Consider the following 18407-nt stretch of genomic DNA (forward strand, 5'->3'; position numbering starts at 1 on the left):
CCTGCCCCCGGGCGGTCCTTGAGGCTCCACGCGGCGCGTCGTCACCGTGGACGTGGGGGCGTGCCGACGCCGTCGCCCGCCCCCACGCCGTACCGCTCGCGGCTCATGCCGCACCGCCCCCGTTCCGTGCCGCGTGGCGCGTCTCACGCCACCGACGCCAGCTCCTTGCGCAGCGAGAGCGGTGCTCGCTCCGCCGCGTCAGGGTCAGTCAAGGCCTTGGCCCGTGCCAGGGCCCGGGAGGTCAGGACCGGCTGCGGCACGAGCACCCCGCAGCCCTCGCAGACCGGCCCGAACCACGGCTCGCCCGTCAGGTCCGGCCGCCAGACGATCCGGGTCCCGGCGCACACCGGGCAGTGTTCCCCGGGCGCCGCCTCCAGCGCGCCGATCAGCCGGCGCAGCACCTCTCCGAGCGGTTCCGCGGGATGCACCGCCGGATCGTCGCACCGGGCCACCCCGTTGCCGCCCCAGGTGCGCCGGTGCCAGTCGTCGAAGACTCCCGGGCGCCGCAGGCCGTCCTGCTTCTCGCGCCTGCGGCGCGCCGCGAAGTCCTTCTCGTAGGCGAGCCACACGGCCCGCGCGTCTTCCAGTTCGTCGAGCGCGGCCACCAGCCGCGCCGGATCGGGCTCCCGGTCCTCGGGCCCGAACCCATGCCTGCCGCACAGGTGGGCCCAGGTCGCCCGGTGCCCGTACGGGGCGAACCGCTCCAGGCACTTGCGCAGCGAATACCTCCGCAGCGCCAGATCGCACCCCGGATCGCGCACCTGTCTCGCAAGACTCCGGAAACCGGCCATCGCACTGCCACCTCCGTCGCTGGTACTTCGGCGTCAAGGGATGGACGTATGGGCGCGCCAACTTGTTCCATCGAAAATCCGATGGGGCCCATAAGGGCCTGAGACGAGCGGTCCGTGGCCTGTCCCCGACGGTCCGCCCCCTATTCGCCCCTGTTCGCCCTTATCCGTGCCTATCCGCGCCCGATCCGGCCCGCGGCGATCACCACGCGGGCCAGCTGCGGGTGGCAGATGTCACTGTGCGCGCCGGACGGCGGCCCGCCGCGCCGCACCACCGAGGCCGCGTCGACGTTCACACAGCCCGCGGCCGCGACCCCGGCGCGCAGGGCATCCTCCAGGGTGAGCGAGGGGGTTCCGGGCACGCCCTGGACGCCGGAGTGGCCCACCGCCCACCACCGCCGGTCGAGCCCCGCCACCGACGAGGAGTCCCTGGCGAGCCGGGAGGCCAGCGGATAGATCACCCCGAGGGCCGTGTCATGGCGCGAGTGGCAGGCCACCACTGGCCCGTCCACGCGCCGCTGCATGTCCCGCAGGGCCCCGGCCGAGCCGCGGTCGTGCGGCAGGCTCGCCGCGAACGCGTAATGGGAGAAGGCACCCTGAAGGAGCGTCACGGATTTCACATTGCGCGTGCCGCCGGGCAGGCCGCGCAGCGCGAACGCGACGAGCCGGGCGCCCATGCTGTGGCCGACCAGATGGATCCGCAGAGCGGGGGAGGAGCGGGCCAACTCGCCGAGCAGCGGCCCCAGACCGCGTTCGCCGACCGTCCCGGCCCGCCGCTTCATCGTGTAGTACGTGGCCTGGCGCAGCGCTTCCTTGGCGCCCTTCCAGAGTCTGTTCAGCCGGCGCCCGAGCAGCTCCTGACGACCGCCGGCCCCCTCCGGCGATTCCGGTGCCTCCGACGGCCCCGGTGAGTCCGGTGACTGCTCCGTCTCCAGCGACTCCAGCGCGTCGGCGAACGCGGCACACACCTCCACCGGATCCCCGAACAGGAAGGCGGGCGCGGCCTCGTCGTCACCGGCCGTGGCCGCGGCCCCCTCGGTCCCAGTCAGCTCCCGCAGCAGCGCCCCGAACTCGCCGATCGCCGCCTCGTCCTGCGGCCGCTCGTCCAGCAGCTGCGCCAGCCGCTCGACCACCCCCGCCCGCTCAGGGAACAGCGCGACGAGGGCGTCCCGGGTCTCCGCCTCCAGACCGGGCTCAGCGGCGGAAGCGGCCACGCGCGCGAAGTCGGGCACGGGCTCGTCGGCGAACATCATCGAGGGCCAGACGACACCCGCGTACCCGACCCGCGCCCCGGCGGGCAGCAGCCCCGGGAACGGGCCGAAGAAGCGGTCGTAGAGCCGGGTGGACACGGAGCGGGAGCTGTTCCACCCGTGGGCGAACACCACCAGGTCCGTGACCCCGAGCCGCCCCAGCGCGTCCTGCTGGGCGGTGTCCCCGTCGCCTTCCTTGTCGAAGGTGATCTCCCGGTACGGCTCCACACTCATCCCGGCCATGGCCCGTCCCTCCGCGTCGAGGTCGCTGGTGACCAGGATCCTGCCCGGGCGGAGGGACGGCCAGACCTCCGGCGCGGCTTCAGCGCGGCCCGCGCCCCCGGCCCCCGGTCAGGGGTAGAGCAGGTACTCCCGGCGCAGGTCCCGGAAGGCCGCGAGGTCGTCGCTCCAGGCGCCCACCACCTCGTCCGTGTCCGCCCCGGCGTCGATCAGGGTGCGCACCCGCGCCGACCCGGTCAGCTTGTCGATCCAGTGGTCGGGCCGCCAGGCGAACCCGCTCCACGACCGCTTCGCGCTCACCAGCAGCCCGATCCCGGTCCGTACTGGATCGAAGACCTCCCGGTCCGCCATGTGCAATTGCACGCCGCCGACCGTTCGCCCCTGGAACTTGGAGAACGTCGGTGTGAAGTACGCCTCCCGGAACCGGACCCCGGGCAGCGCCAGCGCGTTCGCGGCCTCGGCCCACCTCCGGTCGACCCCCTCCGCGCCGAGCAGTTCGAACGGGCGGGTGGTGCCGCGCCCCTCGGACAGGTTCGTCCCCTCGAACAGGCAGGTCCCCGCGTACACCAACGCGGTGTCCGGCGTCGGCATGTTGGGGCTCGGCGGCACCCAGGGGAGCCCGGTCGCGTCATGGAAGTCGCCGCGCCGCCACCCCGACATGCGGACCGTCTCCAGCGCGACCGGCTCGGCCAGGAACTCGCCGTTGAACAGCCGTGCCAGCTCACACACCGTCATCCCATGGGCCTGCGCGATCGGCTCCCGGCCCACGAAGGTCGCGTACGCCCGGTCGAGCACCGGCCCGAGCGCCGCCCGCCCGGTCACCGGATTGGGCCGGTCGAGGACCATGAAACGTTTCCCCGCGAGAGCGGCGGCGACCATGCAGTCGTACAGCGTCCAGATGTACGTGTAGAACCGCGCCCCCACGTCCTGGATGTCGAAGACGATCGTGTCCACGCCGGAGGCCGTGAAGACGTCGGCGAGGGGCCGCCCGCTCTTCAGGTACGTGTCATAGACCGGCAGTCCCGTCGCCGGGTCGTCGTAGCGGCCCTCGGAGCCGCCTGCCTGCGCCGTCCCCCGGAAGCCGTGCTCCGGCCCGAAGACCGCCACCAGATCCACGCGGTCGTCGGCGTGCATGACGTCCACCACGTGCCGCACATCGGCGGTGACCCCCGTCGGGTTGGTGACCATCCCGACCCGCTGCCCGGCCAGTGCGGCGTAACCGTCGGCGGCCAGCCGGTCGAAACCGGTGCGCACCCGCCGCCGGCCGCCCTGGCCGCTCCGCGCGGCGGCGGGGCTCGCCGCCGCCACCGCCCCCAGCGCACCGCCGGCGGCCAGCAGCCCCCGTCTGGACAGGCTCATACGGATCCTCCTCGTCGCCCGGTCAGGCCAGGCCCCGCACGCTAGCGCGCACCGGAGCCCGGGGGAACGAGGCCGACCCGGCGCTCCGCGCCCCGCACCTCCCAGGGCCCTTCCCCCGCTACATACCGACCGGTTAGTCTGCCGAGGCGGTCCGGGCGCGCTCAGGCACGGCCGGGCGCGCCGGAAGGTCGTCACGACGGAGAGGCGGGCATGCGGATGAGTGCGGTGCGGGGTGGCGGAGTGCAGGGTGCCGGAGTGCAAGGTGCCGCGGTAGTGGTCACCGGGGCGGGCGGCGGCATCGGCGCCGCGCTCGCCCGCCGGTTCGCCGCGGAGGGCGCACGGGTCGTCGTCAACGACATCGACCCCGTACGGACCAAGGCCGTCGCCGACGAGATCGGCGCCGTCGCCGTCCCCGGCGACGCCTCCACGATCGTGGCCGAGGCCCGCGAGGCGCTCGGCGGCACGGTCGACGTCTACTGCGCCAACGCCGGACTCGCCTCCCCCGGCGACGCCTTCGCCGACGAGTCGGTCTGGGCGGCCGCCTGGGACGTCAACGTCATGGCCCATGTCCGCGCGGCCCGTGCGCTGCTGCCCGACTGGCTGGAGCGCGGCAGCGGCCGCTTCGTCTCCACCGTCTCCGCGGCCGGCCTTCTCACCATGGTCGGCGCCGCGCCCTACAGCGTCTCCAAGCACGGCGCGTACGCCTTCGCCGAGTGGCTCTCGCTCACCTACCGCCACCGCGGTGTGAAAGTGCACGCCATCTGCCCCCAGGGCGTACGGACGGACATGCTCACCGCCGCCGGATCGGCCGGCGAACTCGTCCTCGCGCCCACCGCCATCGAGCCCGAGGACGTCGCCGACGCCCTCATCGACGGCATCGAGGCCGACCGCTTCCTGATCCTTCCGCACCCCGAGGTCGCCGCCTTCTACCAGGCCCGGGCGACCGACCCCGAACGCTGGCTGGGCAACATGAACCACATCCAGCGCAGGTGGGAGACCACAGAAGGAGCCGCCCGGTGACCTCCGTCTACGCCGCCAAGCCGTGGCTCTCTCAGCTCACCGACGCCCAGCGGGCCCCGATCGCACCACCGGCCACGGTGGTCCACGCCTTCCGCGCCGCAGTTGCCCGAGCCCCCGGCCGGACCGCCCTCGCCTACTTCGACGGCCGGCTGACTTACCGCGAGACCGACACCCTCTCCGACGCCGTCGCCGGACATCTGGCCGCCCGCGGGGTCGCGCGCGGCGACCGCGTCGCCGTCATGCTGCAGAACAGCCCGCACTTCGTCCTCGCGCTCCTCGGCGCCTGGAAGGCCGGCGCGACCGTCGTCCCCCTCAACCCGATGTACAAGTCCGCCGAAGTGGCGCACGTCCTCGACGACTCCGAGGCCACCGCCGTCATCTGCGCGGACCGCACCTGGGAGGCGTATCTGCGGGAGACGGCGGCCGGCTGCCCCTCCGTGCGCGTCGCCGTCACGGCCTGCGAGCGTGATCTGCAGACCCGCGACGATCCCCGCGTGCTCGGCTTCGAGCGGCTGCCCGTGCCCCAGGACACCGACGACCTCCTCGCCGTCGCCCGCGCCGGGCTGCCCGCGCCGGAGGGCCGGGAGCCGGTGACCGATGACATTGCACTCATCAGTTACACCTCCGGCACCAGCGGAACCCCCAAGGGCGCCATGAACCCGCACCGCGCCCTCACCTACAACGCCGAACGCCAGCGCACCGGTCACCCCATCGCCGAGGGCGCCACCTACTTCGCGCTCGCCCCGCTCTTCCACATCACCGGCATGGTCTGCGAGCTCGCCGCCTGCTTCGCCAACGCCGGCACCCTCGCCCTCGCGTACCGCTTCGAGGCCGGTGTGGTCCTCGACGCCTTCACCGAGCACCGCCCCGCCTACACCGTCGGCCCCTCCACCGCCTTTATGGCCCTCGCCGCCCACCCCGACGTCACCCGCGACCACTTCTCGTCCTTCGAGGTCATCTCCTCCGGCGGCGCGCCGGTGCCGCCCGCCCTGGTGGAGAAGTTCCGGGCGGCCTTCGGACCGTACATCCGCAACGGCTACGGCCTGACCGAGTGCACCGCACCCTGCGCCTCCGTGCCGCCGGAGCGGGAGGCCCCGGTCGACCCGGCCTCCGGCACCCTGTCGGTCGGCGTCCCGGGCCCGGACACCCTCGTCCGGATCGTGGACGAGAAGGGCGACGACGTGCCCCTCGGCGAGCCGGGCGAGATAGCCGTACGCGGCCCGCAGGTCGTCCCCGGCTACTGGAAGCTCCCCGAGGCGACCGCCGAGGCCTTCCCCGACGGCGAGCTGCGCACCGGCGACATCGGGTTCATGGACGCGGACGGCTGGCTCTACGTCGTCGACCGCAAGAAGGACATGATCAACGCCTCCGGATTCAAGGTCTGGCCGCGCGAGGTCGAGGACGTCCTCTACACTCACCCGGCGGTCCGCGAGGCCGCCGTCGTCGGCATCCCCGACGCGTACCGCGGCGAGACGGTGAAGGCGTACGTCAGCCTGCGCCCCGGCGTCCCCGCGGAGCCCGCCGAGCTCTCCGCCTACTGCGCCGAGCGGCTCGCGGCGTACAAATATCCGCGCGAGGTCGAGGTCCTGGCGGAGCTGCCGAAGACGACAAGTGGGAAGATCCTCAGGCGTGAGCTGCGTTCACGACGCTGAGCGTGGTTCACCCCACGACACGACATGGGGCCGGTACACGGTCATATTGCACGGGTACACGGCACCACCCAGGGGCCAACCACCCCACGGACCACGACGACGAGCGGAAAGGCGGCGGCACATGGCCAGGACGACGGACGGGAGCGGCACCCCCGTCCCCCAGAGGCTGCTGGCCGCCGCCACCCGGCTCTTCGCCGAACAGGGCTACGACCGCACCTCCGTCCAGGAGATCGTGGAGGCGGCGGGCGTCACCAAGGGCGCCCTCTACCACTACTTCGGCTCCAAGGAAGACCTCCTCCAGGAGGTTTACTCCCGCGTGCTGCGGCTCCAGCAGGAGCGCCTGGACGCCTTCGCCGACGCCGACGCGCCGATCGAGGAACGGCTGCGCGCGGCCGCCGCCGACGTGGTCGTCACCACCATCGAGAACCTCGACGACGCCGCGATCTTCTTCCGCTCCATGCACCACCTCAGCCCGGAGAAGAACAAGCAGGTCCGGGCCGAGCGACGGCACTACCACGAGCGCTTCCGGGCCCTGATCGAGGAGGGCCAGGAGAGCGGCGTGTTCTCCTCGGCCACCCCCGCCGACCTGGTGGTGGACTACCACTTCGGCTCCGTCCACCACCTGTCGACGTGGTACCGCCCCGACGGCCCGCTCACCCCCGAGCAGGTCGCCGGCCATCTGGCGGATCTGCTGCTGCGCGCCCTGCGCCCCTGACCCGTGGCCGCCCCGGCCCTGGTGGACCGGCGGCCGCCACGGCGTCACGCTGGAGGCATGAACCACGTACCTGCCTTCTGGGCGGCGGCCTACGGTTCAGCCCGGCCGGCGCCCGTCCGCTTCCTGGCCCGCCGGGCGCTGGCACTCAGAGCGTTCGTACGGGAGCTGGCACTCGCCGACCACCACCCCTTCGCCGGCTACTAGGGCGTGTTTCGCGGCACCCGGTCCCGCCCGGTCGTCGGCTAGAGGTACCGCTTCAGCTCGCGGCGGGCCAGCGACCGCTGGTGCACCTCGTCCGGGCCGTCCGCCAGCCGCAGCGTGCGCGCAGCGGCCCACAGTTCGGCGAGCGGGAAGTCCTGCGAGACCCCGCCCGCGCCGTGCACCTGCACCGCCTTGTCGAGGATGTCGACCACCGCGCGCGGCGTCGCGATCTTGATGGCCTGGATCTCCGTGTGCGCCCCGCGGTTGCCGACCGTGTCCATCAGCCAGGCCGTCTTGAGCACCAGCAGCCGCAGCTGCTCGACCGTGACCCGGGCGTCGGCGATCCAGTTCTGTACGACGCCCTGCTGGGCGATCGCCTTGCCGAAGGCGGTACGTGACACCGCACGCCGGCACATCAGCTCGATGGCACGCTCGGCCATGCCGATCAGTCGCATGCAGTGGTGGATCCGGCCCGGGCCAAGGCGCGCCTGGGCGATGGCGAAGCCGCCGCCCTCCTCGCCGATCAGATGCGAGGCGGGCACCCGCACGTCGTCGAAGACCACCTCGGCGTGCCCGCCGTGGTAGTGGTCCTCGTACCCGTACACCTGCATCGCCCGCCGGACCTGAACACCCGGGGTGCCACGTGGTACCAGAATCATCGACTGCTGACGGCGAACGTCGGCGCCGTCCGGGTCGGTCTTGCCCATCACAATGAAGATCTTGCAGTCCGGGTTCATCGCCCCGGAGATGTACCACTTGCGGCCGTTGACGACGTACTCGTCCGCCCCGTCGGCGGCCCGCTCGATCCGGGTCTCAATGTTGGTCGCGTCCGACGAGGCGACCTCCGGCTCGGTCATCGCGAACGCCGACCGGATCTCCCCGGCCAGCAGCGGCTCGAGCCACTGCTTCTTCTGCGCCTCGCTGCCGAACTGCGCCAGCACCTCCATGTTGCCGGTGTCGGGCGCGGCGCAGTTCAGCGCGGTGGGCGCGAGCTGCGGACTGCGGCCGGTGATCTCGGCCAGCGGCGCGTACTGAAGGTTGGTGAGCCCGGCCCCGTGCTCCGCGTCCGGCAGGAACAGGTTCCACAGCCCCTGGCGGCGCGCCTCGGCCTTCAGGTCCTCGACCACCTGGGGGGTGTCCCACGGGGAGGCGAGGTGGGCGCGCTGTTCGTGCGCGACCGCCTCGGCGGGGTACACGTACTCGGCCATGAAGGCGAGCAGCCGCGCCCGCAGTTCCTCGGTGCGGGCGTCGAATGCGAAGTCCATGTGCGGTTCAGCCTTCCTGGAGGGTGGTGAGGCCGTGCTCGATGAAGACGGGGACGAGTTCGCCGATGCGGTCGAAGCCGGCGCCGACGGTCTGGCCGAGGGTGTAGCGGTAGTGGATGCCCTCGAGGATCACGGCGAGCTTGAACCAGGCGAACGCCGTGTACCACGCGATGGCACCGGTGTCGCGGCCGGAGAGCGCTGCGTACCGCTCGATCAGCTCGGCCGGCGACGGGTGGCCGGCCGCCGAGGCGGTGGTGGAGATCGGCGAGTCGGGCAGCTCAAGCTTCGCGCTGTACATCACGAGCAGACCGAGGTCGGTGAGCGGGTCGCCGAGCGTGGACATCTCCCAGTCCAGGACCGCCTTGATCTCCTCGTCCGCGCCGATCAGCACGTTGTCCAGGCGGTAGTCGCCGTGCACGACCGTGGGGGCGGGGGAGTGGGGCAGCGCCCGGCCCAGGGCGGCGTGCAGCTCGTCGATGCCGGCCAGTTCGCGGTTGCGGGAGGCGTCCAGCTGCTTGCCCCAGCGGCGCAGCTGGCGGTCCAGGAACCCGTCGGGCCGCCCGAAGTCCCCGAGCCCGGCGGCCTCGGGGTCCACGGCGTGCAGGGCGACGAGCGTGTCGACCAGACCGAGGACGGCGGCGCGGGTGCGCTCGGGGCCGAGGGGGGCGAGCTCCTCGGCCGTACGGTACGGAGTGCCGGCCACGAACTCCATCACGTAGAACGGGGCGCCCAGCACCGTCGTGTCCTCGCACAGCAGCACCGGCCGTGGCACGGGCACGTCCGTGGGGTGCAGCGCGCTGATCACCCGGTGCTCGCGCTTCATGTCGTGAGCGGTGGCGAGGACATGGCCGAGCGGGGGCCGGCGCACGACCCACCGGTCGGCGCCGTCCGTGACGACGTAGGTGAGGTTGGACCGACCCCCCTCGATCAGACGGGCGCTGAGCGGTCCGCCCACCAGCCCCGGCCGCTCGCGGTCGAGCAGTCCGCGCAACTGCTCGGGGTCCAGGCCTGGCGGCGGGGTCGAGCTCATCGGGGCACCTCCGGTGGGGCGACGATCGGGTTCCTCGGCTTCCTGGCCGTGGCTCCGGCTCATGATGACCGACCAGTCGGTATGTCGTCCAGAGCAGACCTCGGCCAGGGCTCCTGGCAGGGCGCTCATGGCGCGGACTTACGGCACCGCGTCACGCATGACACATCGCCGCTGTCACGCGTGACACCGCACCGCCGTCACGCGTGACATTGCACCGGCACACCGCCGTTCATCGCCGCCATGTCACCGAACACCGTGACCAGATCCAGCGGGGAGCCGTCCGGGAGGCCGTCCAGCTCCGCGTACGCCCGGTGCAGGTTCGCCACCAGCCGCTCGCTCTCGCGCCAGGACGCGAACTCGCCGAGATCCGCCTGGCGCGCCATCTCCAGGGGTGTGAGCCCCTTGGCGTACCCCTCCCGGCCGAGCTCGCCCACGTACCGCAGATAGCGCTCGGTGGCGTCGTACGCCGACGGGTCGGTGACCGGGCCGTGCCCCGGGACGACCGTGCCGGCGTCCAGTGACCGCAGCAGCTCCAGGGCCCGCAGCGACCCACGCAGCGAACCCGACGGCAGGAAGGGAGTGCCGCCCTGGAAGATCAGGTCCCCGGTGAAGACCACATCCCGTTCCGGCACATGGACGATCGAATCGCCGGTCGTGTGCGCCACCCCCGGATGCAGGACCCGCACCTCCACCCCGCCCACGTGCAAGGTGAGCCGCTCGCTGTACGTCACCGTCGGCGCCGCGATGCTTATGTCGCCGAAGTCCGTCTGCGGCCAGATGAGATGGAGCTGATGCCCGGCGGCGAGCTGCTCGGCGCGGCAGGAGTCGTGGCCCACGACGGTCGCCTCGGGTGTGAAGACCCCGTTGCCGTAGGTGTGGTCGCCGTGGTGGTGGGTGTTCACCAGCAGCCGGGGGAGAGACGCGCCGCTCGCCAGTACCGCCTCCCGCAGCCGCCGTGCGCGCCGCTCGGTGGCGGCGGTGTCCACGAGCAGGGTCTGGCCGCCGTCGCTGACGAATCCGGCGTTGTTGATACACCACCCGCCGTCGGGCTGCACGTAGGCGTGCGTGCCCTCGGTGAGCGGGACGAGGTACGGGTCGTGAGCGGGCATGGCGAACCCCCCGGGTGAGGCCTGAACGGTCGGCCGAAGCCTGCCAGTTGAGGCGTCCCCGGGGGAAGCCGAGAGGGGTGGACGCGCGGGCCGGGCCCGGTGTCAGTGGTCGTCCCAGTGCCCCTCGTGGGCGGCGTGCCGGTGTCCGTCGTGCACGTAGTCGACATGGTCGCCGTGCTCGACCGCCGGGTGCCCGCAGCCCGCCCCGTGCTCGTGCGCGTGCCCGCTGTGTGACATGTGCTCTCCGGGCTCGCATTCGTCCCAGTGCCCGGCGTGCTCGCGGTGGATGTGTCCGTCGTGCGCGTAGTCGACGTGGTCGCCGTGCTCGATGGACATATGGCCGCAGGCCGGGCCGTGGGTGTGCTCGTGCGCGGAGTGTTCCTGGTGCAGGAGGGTCATGGTGGCTGCCTCTGGGTGAGATCGGTGTGTACCGTGACAGGCCTCAGGCTAGTCCGGAATGTCCCCTTCGTTAGAGTTGAACCCTTGCGCGTCGGTGAACGACAGGCCCCACGACGACCTCGCTCCGCTTGCGGGCGGTGGCTCCCGGGCCGAGGGTCGGAGCATGAAGGCGATCAGCTACAGCCGCTACGGGGGCCCCGAGGTCCTGGAGTTCGGCGACCGGCCCGAACCGAAGGTGGGGCCCGACTCCGTGCTCGTGAAGGTGCGGGCCGCGGCGGTGAACCCGGTCGACTGGAAGTGCCAGGCCGGCCACCTCGACGGAATGCTGGACGCCGTCTTCCCCGTGGTCCCCGGCTGGGACGTGTCCGGCGTCGTCGTCCAGCCAGGCCCGGCCGTCACCGAGTTCACCGTCGGTGACGAGGTCATGGGCTACGTCCGGGAGGACTTCCTGTGCCGGGGCACCTTCGCCGAGTACGTTTCCGCCCCCGTCCGCACCCTCGCCCGCAAGCCGCGCACCATGAGCTTCGAGGAGTCCGCGGGGCTGCCGCTGGTCGGCCTCACCGCGTACCAGGTCCTGCGGGCCCTTGAGGTACGGGCCGGTGAGACCGTCCTCGTGCACGCGGCGGCCGGCGGTGTCGGGGCCATGGCCGTCCAGCTCGCCCGCCACACCGGGGCCCGGGTGATCGGAGCCGTGCGGCCCGGGCGCGAGGAGGGCCTCGAGCTCGTCCGGTCCCTCGGCGCCGAGGTGGTCGTATACGGTGACACCTTCCCCCAGCAGGTCCGCGCCCTCGCCCCCGACGGCGTGGACGCCGCCTTCGACACCATCGGCGGCCCCTTCCTCAAGGGCACCCCCGAACTCCTCGCCCCCGAGGGGCGTCTCGCGTCCATCTCGGACGGCGAGGTCGTCTCGCTCGGCGGCCGCTACTGCTGGGTGCGGCCCGACGCGGCGGATCTCGCGGCCCTGGCCGAGCTCGCCGAACAGGGCGTGATCACGGTCCCGGTCGCCAAGACGTTCCCGCTGGAGGAGGCGGCCGAGGCCCAGCGCGCCAACGCGGTCGGCGGTCTGCACGGCAAGGTTGTCGTCACCGTCGAGTGGCACGACTGAACCACCGGCGCGCGCCCTGCCACTGGCCCCGGCGCCCCGGCTCAGGGGGCTGAACCACCGACGGCTCACGCCCCCGGCCCCGTCGCACCCCCGCTACACCACCACCGCCACCGCGAAGGCCGCCAGCGCGATCGTGCACCCCGCGGCCACCACCACCGCACGTGGCGTCAGCGCGGCCGGCCGCGCGGTCCCCAGACCGACGATGCGCCGGTGCGCGACCCCCAGGAAACCCACCCAGACCAGCACACACAGCGCCGCGCCGACCAGCCCGGCCGCGGTGACCTCGTCGTGGATCGCCTGCTTGGCGGCGAGCACCCCGGCGACCGTGGCCGAAAGGGTCGTACGCCGCCATGCCAGCCTGGTCCGTTCGGGCTGCAACCCAGGATCGCGGGCCTCCGGACGAGGGCCAGGATCGCGAGCCCCTGGATCGTGGGCGTCTGGATCGTGCGCCCCCGCCCCCTGGCCGGGCTCGTCCCTCACGAGGACGTCACCCCGCCCAGCCGAAGAGCACGACCACCACCATCACCAGTGCGACCAGCGCCACCGCCAGGGCGAGCACACTCGGAAAGCGCGACACGGGCAGGTCCTCGCCTCGCCGCATGGCCCGCTCGCAGCGGATCCAGTGGTTGACCGCCCGCAGGGCGCAGAGCACCCCGGCCGCGAGCAGCGCGAGCGCCAGGCCCACCCGGACGCCCCAGCGCAGATCCGGCAGGAACTGGTCCACGGCGAATCCACCGCCGACGAGGGCGAGCGCGGTCCGGAGCCAGGCGAGGAACGTCCGTTCGTTGGCGAGGGAGAACCGGTAGTCGGGTGTCTCCCCCTCGTCCCGGATCCGCTGCGGCGTGAACCACAGCCGCAGACTCTGTATGAAGGCGCTCACCCGGGCACCATATCCGTCGGATTGTCACATCGCCCGGTGGGCGCGCAACCGCTCGTACGCGGCCAGCCCGTCCGGGACCCACTCCCACTCCTCCAGCCGGGCCGCGAGCTCCTCCTCCGGCACGAACGCGTGCCAGGCGACCTCTTCCGCCTGCGGGTTCACCGGCAGATCACATTGCACTTCGTAGACGTACGACCACCAGCTCTGGGCGCCGTCGGGGGAGACGTACAGGAACGTGAACAGCGGCACCGGCCGGGGCAGGCCGACGACCCCCAACTCCTCCTGCGCCTCCCGCAGCGCCGCCTCGTCGTAGCTCTCGCCCGCGCCGACGACCCCGCCCACGAACATGTCGTACAGCGACGGGAAGACGAGCTTCGTCGCCGTGCGGCGGTGCACGAACACCCGGCCCGAGGAGTCCTTGGCCTGGACGAAGACACACCGATGGCGCAGGCCCCGCGCGTACACCTCACCGCGGGGTGCCTGCCCGACCACCTCGTCGTGTTCGTCGACGAGGTCCAGGATTTCGTCAGCCGCACGCGCCGGTGCGGGCGAAGCATCGCTCATACGGCCATGAAATCACCGCGCGTACGGCACACCGGCCCGCCCGCGCGTACGGCGCACCTCTCACCGGCCCGTCACGTACTTCACCGTCGGACCGGCAGTCCAGCCGCCGTCCACCGCCAGCTCCGCGCCGGTCGCGTACGACGCCGTGTCCGAGAGCAGGAAGACCACCGCGCCGGCGATCTCCTCCGCCTCGCCGATCCGGCCCATGGGCGTGTTGGGGTACTTCCCCTCGCCCCGCTCCACGCCGATCGGTTCCGTCATCGGGCTGTAGGTGATGCCGGGGTGGACGGAGTTGACGCGGATCTTCGCCGTGCCCAGCTCGACCGCGCCGATCTTCGTCAGGCCCCGGACCCCCCACTTCGACGCGCCGTAGCCCGCGGTCAGGGCGAGGCCCATCAGCCCGGCGGCGGAGGAGATGTTGACGATCGAGCCCCCGCCGTTCTCCTTCATCGCCGGGACGACGGTCCGCATCCCGATGAAGACACCGGTCAGGTTGACGTCGAGGACCCGGCGGAACTGCTCCACCGACTCGGAGTCCAGGAGGGATCCGGCGGCTATCCCGGCGTTGTTCACCAGCCCGTGGACCGCGCCGAATTCCGCGTTCGCGTACGCCAGGGCCGCCTGCCAGCTCTCCTCGGAGGTGACGTCGTGGTGGACGAAACGGGCGCGCTCCCCGAGCCGCGCCGCCGTGGCCTTGCCTTCGTCGTCCAGGACGTCGGTGACGACGACGTAGGCCCCGGCCGCGACCGCCGCGGACGCGGCGGCCGCACCCAGCCCGCGGGCGGCTCCGGTGATGATCACGGTCTTGCCGGAGAGGTCGTGGATCCGCTCGTTCATACGTGGTCCTTTCCCGCACTGGGCACGGGGGCCCGGAGTCCAGACGTTCGATCAGCCGCTGCCGGCGCCACCACGCCCCTCCCGGGCTCCGGGCCCCTGAGGACTCGTCACGGCGGCACTCCAATGCCGGGCATTGGCAACTGGGAGAGGCCGGACGTGCCAGACGGTTGACGGGCTACTGCCGGGTATCGAAGATCGGACCACCTCCCGGAAGGACGGAACACCCATGGCGTACGACGCTGATGTGATCGTGATCGGGGCGGGCCTCGCGGGCCTCGCCGCCACGGCGGAGCTCGTCGACGCCGGGCGCAGTGTGATCCTCCTCGACCAGGAGCCCGAACAGTCCCTCGGCGGCCAGGCCCACTGGTCCTTCGGCGGTCTCTTCCTCGTCGACTCGCCCGAACAGCGGCGCATGCGCATCAAGGACAGCCATGCCCTCGCCCTCCAGGACTGGCTGGGCACAGCGGGCTTCGACCGCCCCGAGGACCACTGGCCGCGCCGGTGGGCCGAGGCGTACGTCGACTTCGCGGCCGGCGAAAAGCGCGCCTGGCTGCACGCCCAGGGCGTGCGCTTCTTCCCCGTGGTCGGCTGGGCCGAGCGCGGCGGGTACGACGCCAACGGCCACGGCAATTCGGTGCCGCGCTTCCACATCACCTGGGGTACGGGCCCCGGGCTCGTCGCCCCCTTCGAGCGCCGGGTGCGCGCGGGCGCCGCCCGCGGCCGGGTCCAGCTGCGCTTCCGTCACCGGGTCACCGGCCTCGGCCGCACCGACGGAGCCGTGGACACCGTCAGCGGCGAGATCCTGGCCCCTTCGTCCGCCGTACGCGGAGCCGCCAGCAGCCGTGAGGTGACCGGGGCGTTCGAGTACCGCGCCCAGGCCGTGATCGTCACCTCCGGCGGCATCGGCGGCAATCATGATCTCGTACGGGCCCAGTGGCCCGAGCGCCTCGGCACCCCGCCCGAGAAGATGCTCTCCGGAGTGCCCGCCCATGTCGACGGGCTGATGCTCGGCATCGCGGAGAGCGCCGGAGCACGTCACATCAACAAAGATCGCATGTGGCATTACACGGAGGGCATCGAGAACTGGGACCCCATCTGGGCCCGGCACGGCATCCGCATCCTGCCCGGCCCGTCCTCTCTCTGGCTGGACGCCCGCGGCCGCCGGCTCCCCGTGCCGCTGTTCCCCGGCTTCGACACGCTCGGCACCCTCGAACACATCATGCGGACCGGGCACGACCACACCTGGTTCGTGCTCGACCAGCGCATCATCGGCAAGGAGTTCGCGCTCTCCGGCTCCGAGCAGAACCCGGACCTCACCGGCAAGTCTGTCCGCGACGTCATCGGCCGCGCGCGGGCCGATGTCCCCGCCCCCGTCAAGGCGTTCATGGACCGCGGCGTCGACTTCGTCGTGGAGAAGGACCTGAGCGCGCTGGTGCGCGGCATGAACGCGCTCACCAAGGAGCCGCTGATCGACGAGGCGGAGCTGCGCCGCGAGATCGTCGCGCGGGACCGGGAGATCACCAACCCCTTCACCAAGGACCTCCAGGTCATGGCGGTCCGCGGCGCCCGCAAGTACCTCGGCGACCGCCTGATCCGTACGGCCGCCCCGCACCGCATCCTCGACCCCAAGGCCGGCCCGCTGATCGCCGTACGACTGAACATCCTCACCAGAAAGTCCCTGGGCGGACTGGAGACCGACCTGTCCTCGCGCGTCCTGACGGAGAGCGGCGAGCCGCTGGCGGGCGTGTACGCGGCGGGGGAGGCGGCCGGCTTCGGCGGCGGGGGAGTCCACGGCTACCGCTCGCTGGAGGGCACGTTCCTCGGCGGCTGCCTCTTCTCGGGCCGTACGGCGGGCCGCGCGGCGGCCGAGGCGGTCGCCTGACCCGACCGCCGCGCGCCCCCGCCCCGACCGCCGCGCCCCGGCCGCCCCGCAAACCCCTCCGCCCCGCGGACGATCCCGCTCTACAACACCAGCGACAACAGCAGCACGAACCCCAGCCCCACCACCGAGATGATCGTCTCCATCACCGACCAGGTCTTCACCGTCTGGCCGACGTTCATCCCGAAGTACTCCTTCACCAGCCAGAACCCTGCGTCGTTGACATGGCTGAAGAAGAGCGAACCCGCTCCGATCGCCAGTACCAGCAGCGCCGTCTGGGCCGTCGGCATCCCCTCGGCGAGCGGCGCCACCAGCCCCGCCGCAGAGATGGTCGCCACCGTCGCCGAGCCGGTCGCCAGCCGGATCGCCACCGCGATCAGCCAGGCCAGCAGCAGCGCCGGTATCGACCAGTCCTCGGAGAAGTCCAGGATCATCTGCCCGACGCCCACGTCGATCAGGGTCTGCTTGAAGCCGCCGCCCGCGCCGACGATCAGCAGCACACCCGCGATCGGGGCGAGCGAGGTCTCGACGGTGGAGGAGATCCGTTCCTTGGTGAAGCCGGCCGCGCGGCCCAGCGTGAACATGCCCACGATCACCGCGGCGAGCAGCGCGATCAGCGGGGAGCCGATCACGTCGGTGACCTTCCGCACGCCGTTGTCCGGGTCGGCGACGACGATGTCCACCAGCGCCTTGACCAGCATCAGCACCACCGGCAGCAGCACCGTGGCGACGGTCGCGGCGAAGCCGGGCCGCTTGCCCAGATCCTCCGACGGCCGGGTGGGGATCATCTGCTCCGGCGCCGGGATGTCGACCCAGCGCGCCGCGTACCGGGAGAAGAGCGGACCCGCGATGATCACCGTCGGTATCGCGACGAGCACGCCGAGGGCGAGCGTGACCCCGAGGTTCGCGCCGAGTGCGTCGATGGCGACCAGCGGGCCGGGGTGCGGCGGGATCAGCCCATGCATCACCGACAGACCCGCGAGCGCCGGGATGCCGATCCGCATCAGCGAGTAGTTGCCGCGCTTGGCGACCAGCAGCACCACGGGGATCAGCAGCACGATGCCGACCTCGAAGAAGAGCGGAAGCCCGATCACCGACGCGATGAGCACCATCGCCCAGGGCATCGCCCGGCCGCTCGCCCGGCCGAGGATCGTGTCGACGATCTGGTCCGCGCCGCCGGAGTCGGCGAGCAGCTTGCCGAGGATCGCACCGAGCGCGATCAGTACGCCGACGCTCGCCACGGTCTTGCCCAGACCGGTGCCGAAGGAGTCGACGGTCGCCCCGAGCGGAGCCCCGGCGAACGCCCCCAGCGCCAGCGACCCGATGGTCAGCGCGAGGAACGCGTGCACTTTAAACCTGGTGATGAGCAGCACGATGACGGCGATGCCGGCGAGAACGGCGATGCCCAGCTGTGCGTTGCCGGCCGAGGTGATCGGCTCGGCCGCGTCCGCTGCCAGCGTCTCGACGCTGAGACCGGTCAGGGATGTCACGGGGAGTCCTTACGGGGCGAGGGCGGCGGCGCGCAGCGCGGCGACGGCCCGGTCGGTGATTTCTTCGGGGGTGCCGGTGACATCGACTGCGACACCGGCCTCGTCGCCCTGGAGGGGCTCCAGCGCGGCGAACTGCGAATCGAGCAGCGCCACGGGCATGAAGTGGCCCTTGCGCCCGGCCATCCGCCGCTCGATCAGCTCCCGCTCACCGGTCAGATGCAGGAACACCGCCCCAGGGGCGGCCGCCCGCAGCCGGTCGCGGTACCTCCGCTTCAGCGCGGAGCTGCTCACCACCCCGCCCAGCCCCGCGCGCCCGTGCGCCCACGCGCCGATCGCGTCGAGCCAGGGACCGCGGTCCGCGTCGTCCAGCGGGACGCCGGACGCCATCTTGGCGACGTTGGCCGCCGGATGGAAATCGTCGCCCTCCGCGTAGGGGACGCCGAGCGCCCGGGCGACCAGCGGACCGATGGTGGTCTTGCCGGTGCCCGCCACGCCCATCACGACGACGACCGGAGGGGCGGCAAGCGGGGTGGCGCTCATGGCTGATGCCTCGCTGTCTTCTTCGACATCGATGTTCGACGCGCTCATGAAACCCATTGGATACGACGTATTCAAGAGCCTGTG

The 18407-nt window shown here is 72.3% G+C and carries 19 protein-coding genes; 6 read left to right on the plus strand and 13 right to left on the minus strand.

Features of this window, described 5'->3' with window-relative positions; genetic code table 11:
- Positions 1 to 143: 143 nt before the first annotated feature.
- From ACZ7LT_RS30695 to ACZ7LT_RS30705, 3 genes are all read right to left on the minus strand, one after another.
- Complete coding sequence (locus tag ACZ7LT_RS30695; RefSeq protein WP_471239377.1) at positions 144 to 791, minus strand: hypothetical protein; 648 nt, start codon at positions 789 to 791, stop codon at positions 144 to 146.
- Positions 792 to 961: 170 nt separating this feature from the next.
- The gene (locus tag ACZ7LT_RS30700; protein ID WP_471239445.1) at positions 962 to 2272 is read right to left on the minus strand and encodes an alpha/beta fold hydrolase; all 1311 of its coding nucleotides are present in this window, start codon (positions 2270 to 2272) and stop codon (positions 962 to 964) included.
- A gap of 117 nt (positions 2273 to 2389) precedes the next feature.
- Positions 2390 to 3637 carry an exo-beta-N-acetylmuramidase NamZ family protein gene (locus tag ACZ7LT_RS30705; RefSeq protein WP_471239378.1) on the minus strand — a complete coding sequence of 416 codons (1248 nt, stop codon included), beginning with the start codon at positions 3635 to 3637 and terminating at the stop codon, positions 2390 to 2392.
- Positions 3638 to 3853: 216 nt separating this feature from the next.
- On the opposite strand from ACZ7LT_RS30705, the gene ACZ7LT_RS30710 reads away from it, so the two are divergent.
- The 4 genes from ACZ7LT_RS30710 to ACZ7LT_RS30725 all read left to right on the plus strand — a co-directional run bounded on the left by ACZ7LT_RS30710 (position 3854) and on the right by ACZ7LT_RS30725 (position 7228).
- Entirely contained in the window at positions 3854 to 4657 is an 804-nt protein-coding gene (locus tag ACZ7LT_RS30710; RefSeq protein ID WP_471239446.1) for an SDR family oxidoreductase, read from the plus strand.
- The gene (locus tag ACZ7LT_RS30715; protein ID WP_471239379.1) at positions 4654 to 6309 is read left to right on the plus strand and encodes a class I adenylate-forming enzyme family protein; all 1656 of its coding nucleotides are present in this window, start codon (positions 4654 to 4656) and stop codon (positions 6307 to 6309) included. Before ACZ7LT_RS30710 ends, ACZ7LT_RS30715 begins: the two co-directional genes overlap by 4 nt.
- Before the next feature lie 121 nt (positions 6310 to 6430).
- The gene (locus ACZ7LT_RS30720) at positions 6431 to 7024 is read left to right on the plus strand and encodes a TetR/AcrR family transcriptional regulator (RefSeq protein WP_471239380.1); all 594 of its coding nucleotides are present in this window, start codon (positions 6431 to 6433) and stop codon (positions 7022 to 7024) included.
- A 57-nt stretch (positions 7025 to 7081) separates the two neighbouring features.
- Positions 7082 to 7228, plus strand: coding sequence for a hypothetical protein (locus ACZ7LT_RS30725; RefSeq protein ID WP_471239381.1), 147 nt, complete (start codon positions 7082 to 7084; stop codon positions 7226 to 7228).
- A 38-nt stretch (positions 7229 to 7266) separates the two neighbouring features.
- On the opposite strand, the gene ACZ7LT_RS30730 is transcribed toward ACZ7LT_RS30725, so the two are convergent.
- The 4 genes from ACZ7LT_RS30730 to ACZ7LT_RS30745 form a co-directional block, all read right to left on the minus strand.
- The gene (locus ACZ7LT_RS30730) at positions 7267 to 8490 is read right to left on the minus strand and encodes an acyl-CoA dehydrogenase family protein (protein WP_471239382.1); all 1224 of its coding nucleotides are present in this window, start codon (positions 8488 to 8490) and stop codon (positions 7267 to 7269) included.
- Between the two features lie 7 nt (positions 8491 to 8497).
- The gene (locus tag ACZ7LT_RS30735; RefSeq protein WP_471239383.1) at positions 8498 to 9520 is read right to left on the minus strand and encodes a phosphotransferase family protein; all 1023 of its coding nucleotides are present in this window, start codon (positions 9518 to 9520) and stop codon (positions 8498 to 8500) included.
- 197 nt (positions 9521 to 9717) lie between these two features.
- Entirely contained in the window at positions 9718 to 10629 is a 912-nt protein-coding gene (locus tag ACZ7LT_RS30740) for an MBL fold metallo-hydrolase (protein WP_471239384.1), read from the minus strand.
- 102 nt (positions 10630 to 10731) lie between these two features.
- Positions 10732 to 11028, minus strand: coding sequence for a hypothetical protein (locus ACZ7LT_RS30745; protein WP_471239385.1), 297 nt, complete (start codon positions 11026 to 11028; stop codon positions 10732 to 10734).
- Positions 11029 to 11191: 163 nt separating this feature from the next.
- Here ACZ7LT_RS30745 and ACZ7LT_RS30750 point away from each other — a divergent pair, with 163 nt between their 5' ends.
- Positions 11192 to 12133, plus strand: a complete 942-nt coding sequence (locus tag ACZ7LT_RS30750) for an NADP-dependent oxidoreductase (RefSeq protein WP_471239386.1) — start codon at positions 11192 to 11194, stop codon at positions 12131 to 12133.
- Positions 12134 to 12226: 93 nt separating this feature from the next.
- Here the strand turns inward: ACZ7LT_RS30750 and ACZ7LT_RS30755 are convergent, their stop codons facing one another.
- The 4 genes from ACZ7LT_RS30755 to ACZ7LT_RS30770 all read right to left on the minus strand — a co-directional run bounded on the left by ACZ7LT_RS30755 (position 12227) and on the right by ACZ7LT_RS30770 (position 14402).
- Positions 12227 to 12511, minus strand: coding sequence for a DUF202 domain-containing protein (locus ACZ7LT_RS30755; protein WP_471239387.1), 285 nt, complete (start codon positions 12509 to 12511; stop codon positions 12227 to 12229).
- A gap of 109 nt (positions 12512 to 12620) precedes the next feature.
- On the minus strand, positions 12621 to 13013 hold the full coding sequence (locus tag ACZ7LT_RS30760; protein WP_019885045.1) for a YidH family protein: 393 nt from the start codon (positions 13011 to 13013) through the stop codon (positions 12621 to 12623).
- A 24-nt stretch (positions 13014 to 13037) separates the two neighbouring features.
- Positions 13038 to 13577, minus strand: coding sequence for an NUDIX hydrolase (locus ACZ7LT_RS30765; protein ID WP_471239388.1), 540 nt, complete (start codon positions 13575 to 13577; stop codon positions 13038 to 13040).
- 60 nt (positions 13578 to 13637) lie between these two features.
- Positions 13638 to 14402 carry a glucose 1-dehydrogenase gene (locus ACZ7LT_RS30770; protein WP_471239447.1) on the minus strand — a complete coding sequence of 255 codons (765 nt, stop codon included), beginning with the start codon at positions 14400 to 14402 and terminating at the stop codon, positions 13638 to 13640.
- A 238-nt stretch (positions 14403 to 14640) separates the two neighbouring features.
- On the opposite strand from ACZ7LT_RS30770, the gene ACZ7LT_RS30775 reads away from it, so the two are divergent.
- Complete coding sequence (locus ACZ7LT_RS30775; RefSeq protein ID WP_471239389.1) at positions 14641 to 16296, plus strand: FAD-binding dehydrogenase; 1656 nt, start codon at positions 14641 to 14643, stop codon at positions 16294 to 16296.
- Between the two features lie 80 nt (positions 16297 to 16376).
- Here the strand turns inward: ACZ7LT_RS30775 and ACZ7LT_RS30780 are convergent, their stop codons facing one another.
- Together ACZ7LT_RS30780 and ACZ7LT_RS30785 are read right to left on the minus strand one after the other, a co-directional pair.
- On the minus strand, positions 16377 to 17774 hold the full coding sequence (locus tag ACZ7LT_RS30780) for a GntT/GntP/DsdX family permease (protein WP_471239448.1): 1398 nt from the start codon (positions 17772 to 17774) through the stop codon (positions 16377 to 16379).
- An 18-nt stretch (positions 17775 to 17792) separates the two neighbouring features.
- A complete protein-coding gene (locus ACZ7LT_RS30785) occupies positions 17793 to 18323 on the minus strand; it encodes a gluconokinase (RefSeq protein WP_471239449.1) in 531 nt (176 codons plus the stop codon).
- Positions 18324 to 18407 lie beyond the last annotated feature (84 nt).

This window comes from Streptomyces sp. NPDC039465, assembly GCF_055639315.1.

Bases quoted from the DNA above. Each gene is read 5' to 3' on its own strand.
- ACZ7LT_RS30695 (WP_471239377.1), bottom strand. From the start codon at position 791: ATGGCCGGTTTCCGGAGTCTTGCGAGACAGGTGCGCGATCCGGGGTGC.
- ACZ7LT_RS30700 (WP_471239445.1), bottom strand. From the start codon at position 2,272: ATGAGTGTGGAGCCGTACCGGGAGATCACCTTCGACAAGGAAGGCGAC.
- ACZ7LT_RS30705 (WP_471239378.1), bottom strand. From the start codon at position 3,637: ATGAGCCTGTCCAGACGGGGGCTGCTGGCCGCCGGCGGTGCGCTGGGG.
- ACZ7LT_RS30710 (WP_471239446.1), top strand. From the start codon at position 3,854: ATGAGTGCGGTGCGGGGTGGCGGAGTGCAGGGTGCCGGAGTGCAAGGT.
- ACZ7LT_RS30720 (WP_471239380.1), top strand. From the start codon at position 6,431: ATGGCCAGGACGACGGACGGGAGCGGCACCCCCGTCCCCCAGAGGCTG.
- ACZ7LT_RS30725 (WP_471239381.1), top strand. From the start codon at position 7,082: ATGAACCACGTACCTGCCTTCTGGGCGGCGGCCTACGGTTCAGCCCGG.
- ACZ7LT_RS30730 (WP_471239382.1), bottom strand. From the start codon at position 8,490: ATGGACTTCGCATTCGACGCCCGCACCGAGGAACTGCGGGCGCGGCTG.
- ACZ7LT_RS30735 (WP_471239383.1), bottom strand. From the start codon at position 9,520: ATGAGCTCGACCCCGCCGCCAGGCCTGGACCCCGAGCAGTTGCGCGGA.
- ACZ7LT_RS30740 (WP_471239384.1), bottom strand. From the start codon at position 10,629: ATGCCCGCTCACGACCCGTACCTCGTCCCGCTCACCGAGGGCACGCAC.
- ACZ7LT_RS30745 (WP_471239385.1), bottom strand. From the start codon at position 11,028: ATGACCCTCCTGCACCAGGAACACTCCGCGCACGAGCACACCCACGGC.
- ACZ7LT_RS30750 (WP_471239386.1), top strand. From the start codon at position 11,192: ATGAAGGCGATCAGCTACAGCCGCTACGGGGGCCCCGAGGTCCTGGAG.
- ACZ7LT_RS30765 (WP_471239388.1), bottom strand. From the start codon at position 13,577: ATGAGCGATGCTTCGCCCGCACCGGCGCGTGCGGCTGACGAAATCCTG.
- ACZ7LT_RS30775 (WP_471239389.1), top strand. From the start codon at position 14,641: ATGGCGTACGACGCTGATGTGATCGTGATCGGGGCGGGCCTCGCGGGC.
- ACZ7LT_RS30785 (WP_471239449.1), bottom strand. From the start codon at position 18,323: ATGAGCGCCACCCCGCTTGCCGCCCCTCCGGTCGTCGTCGTGATGGGC.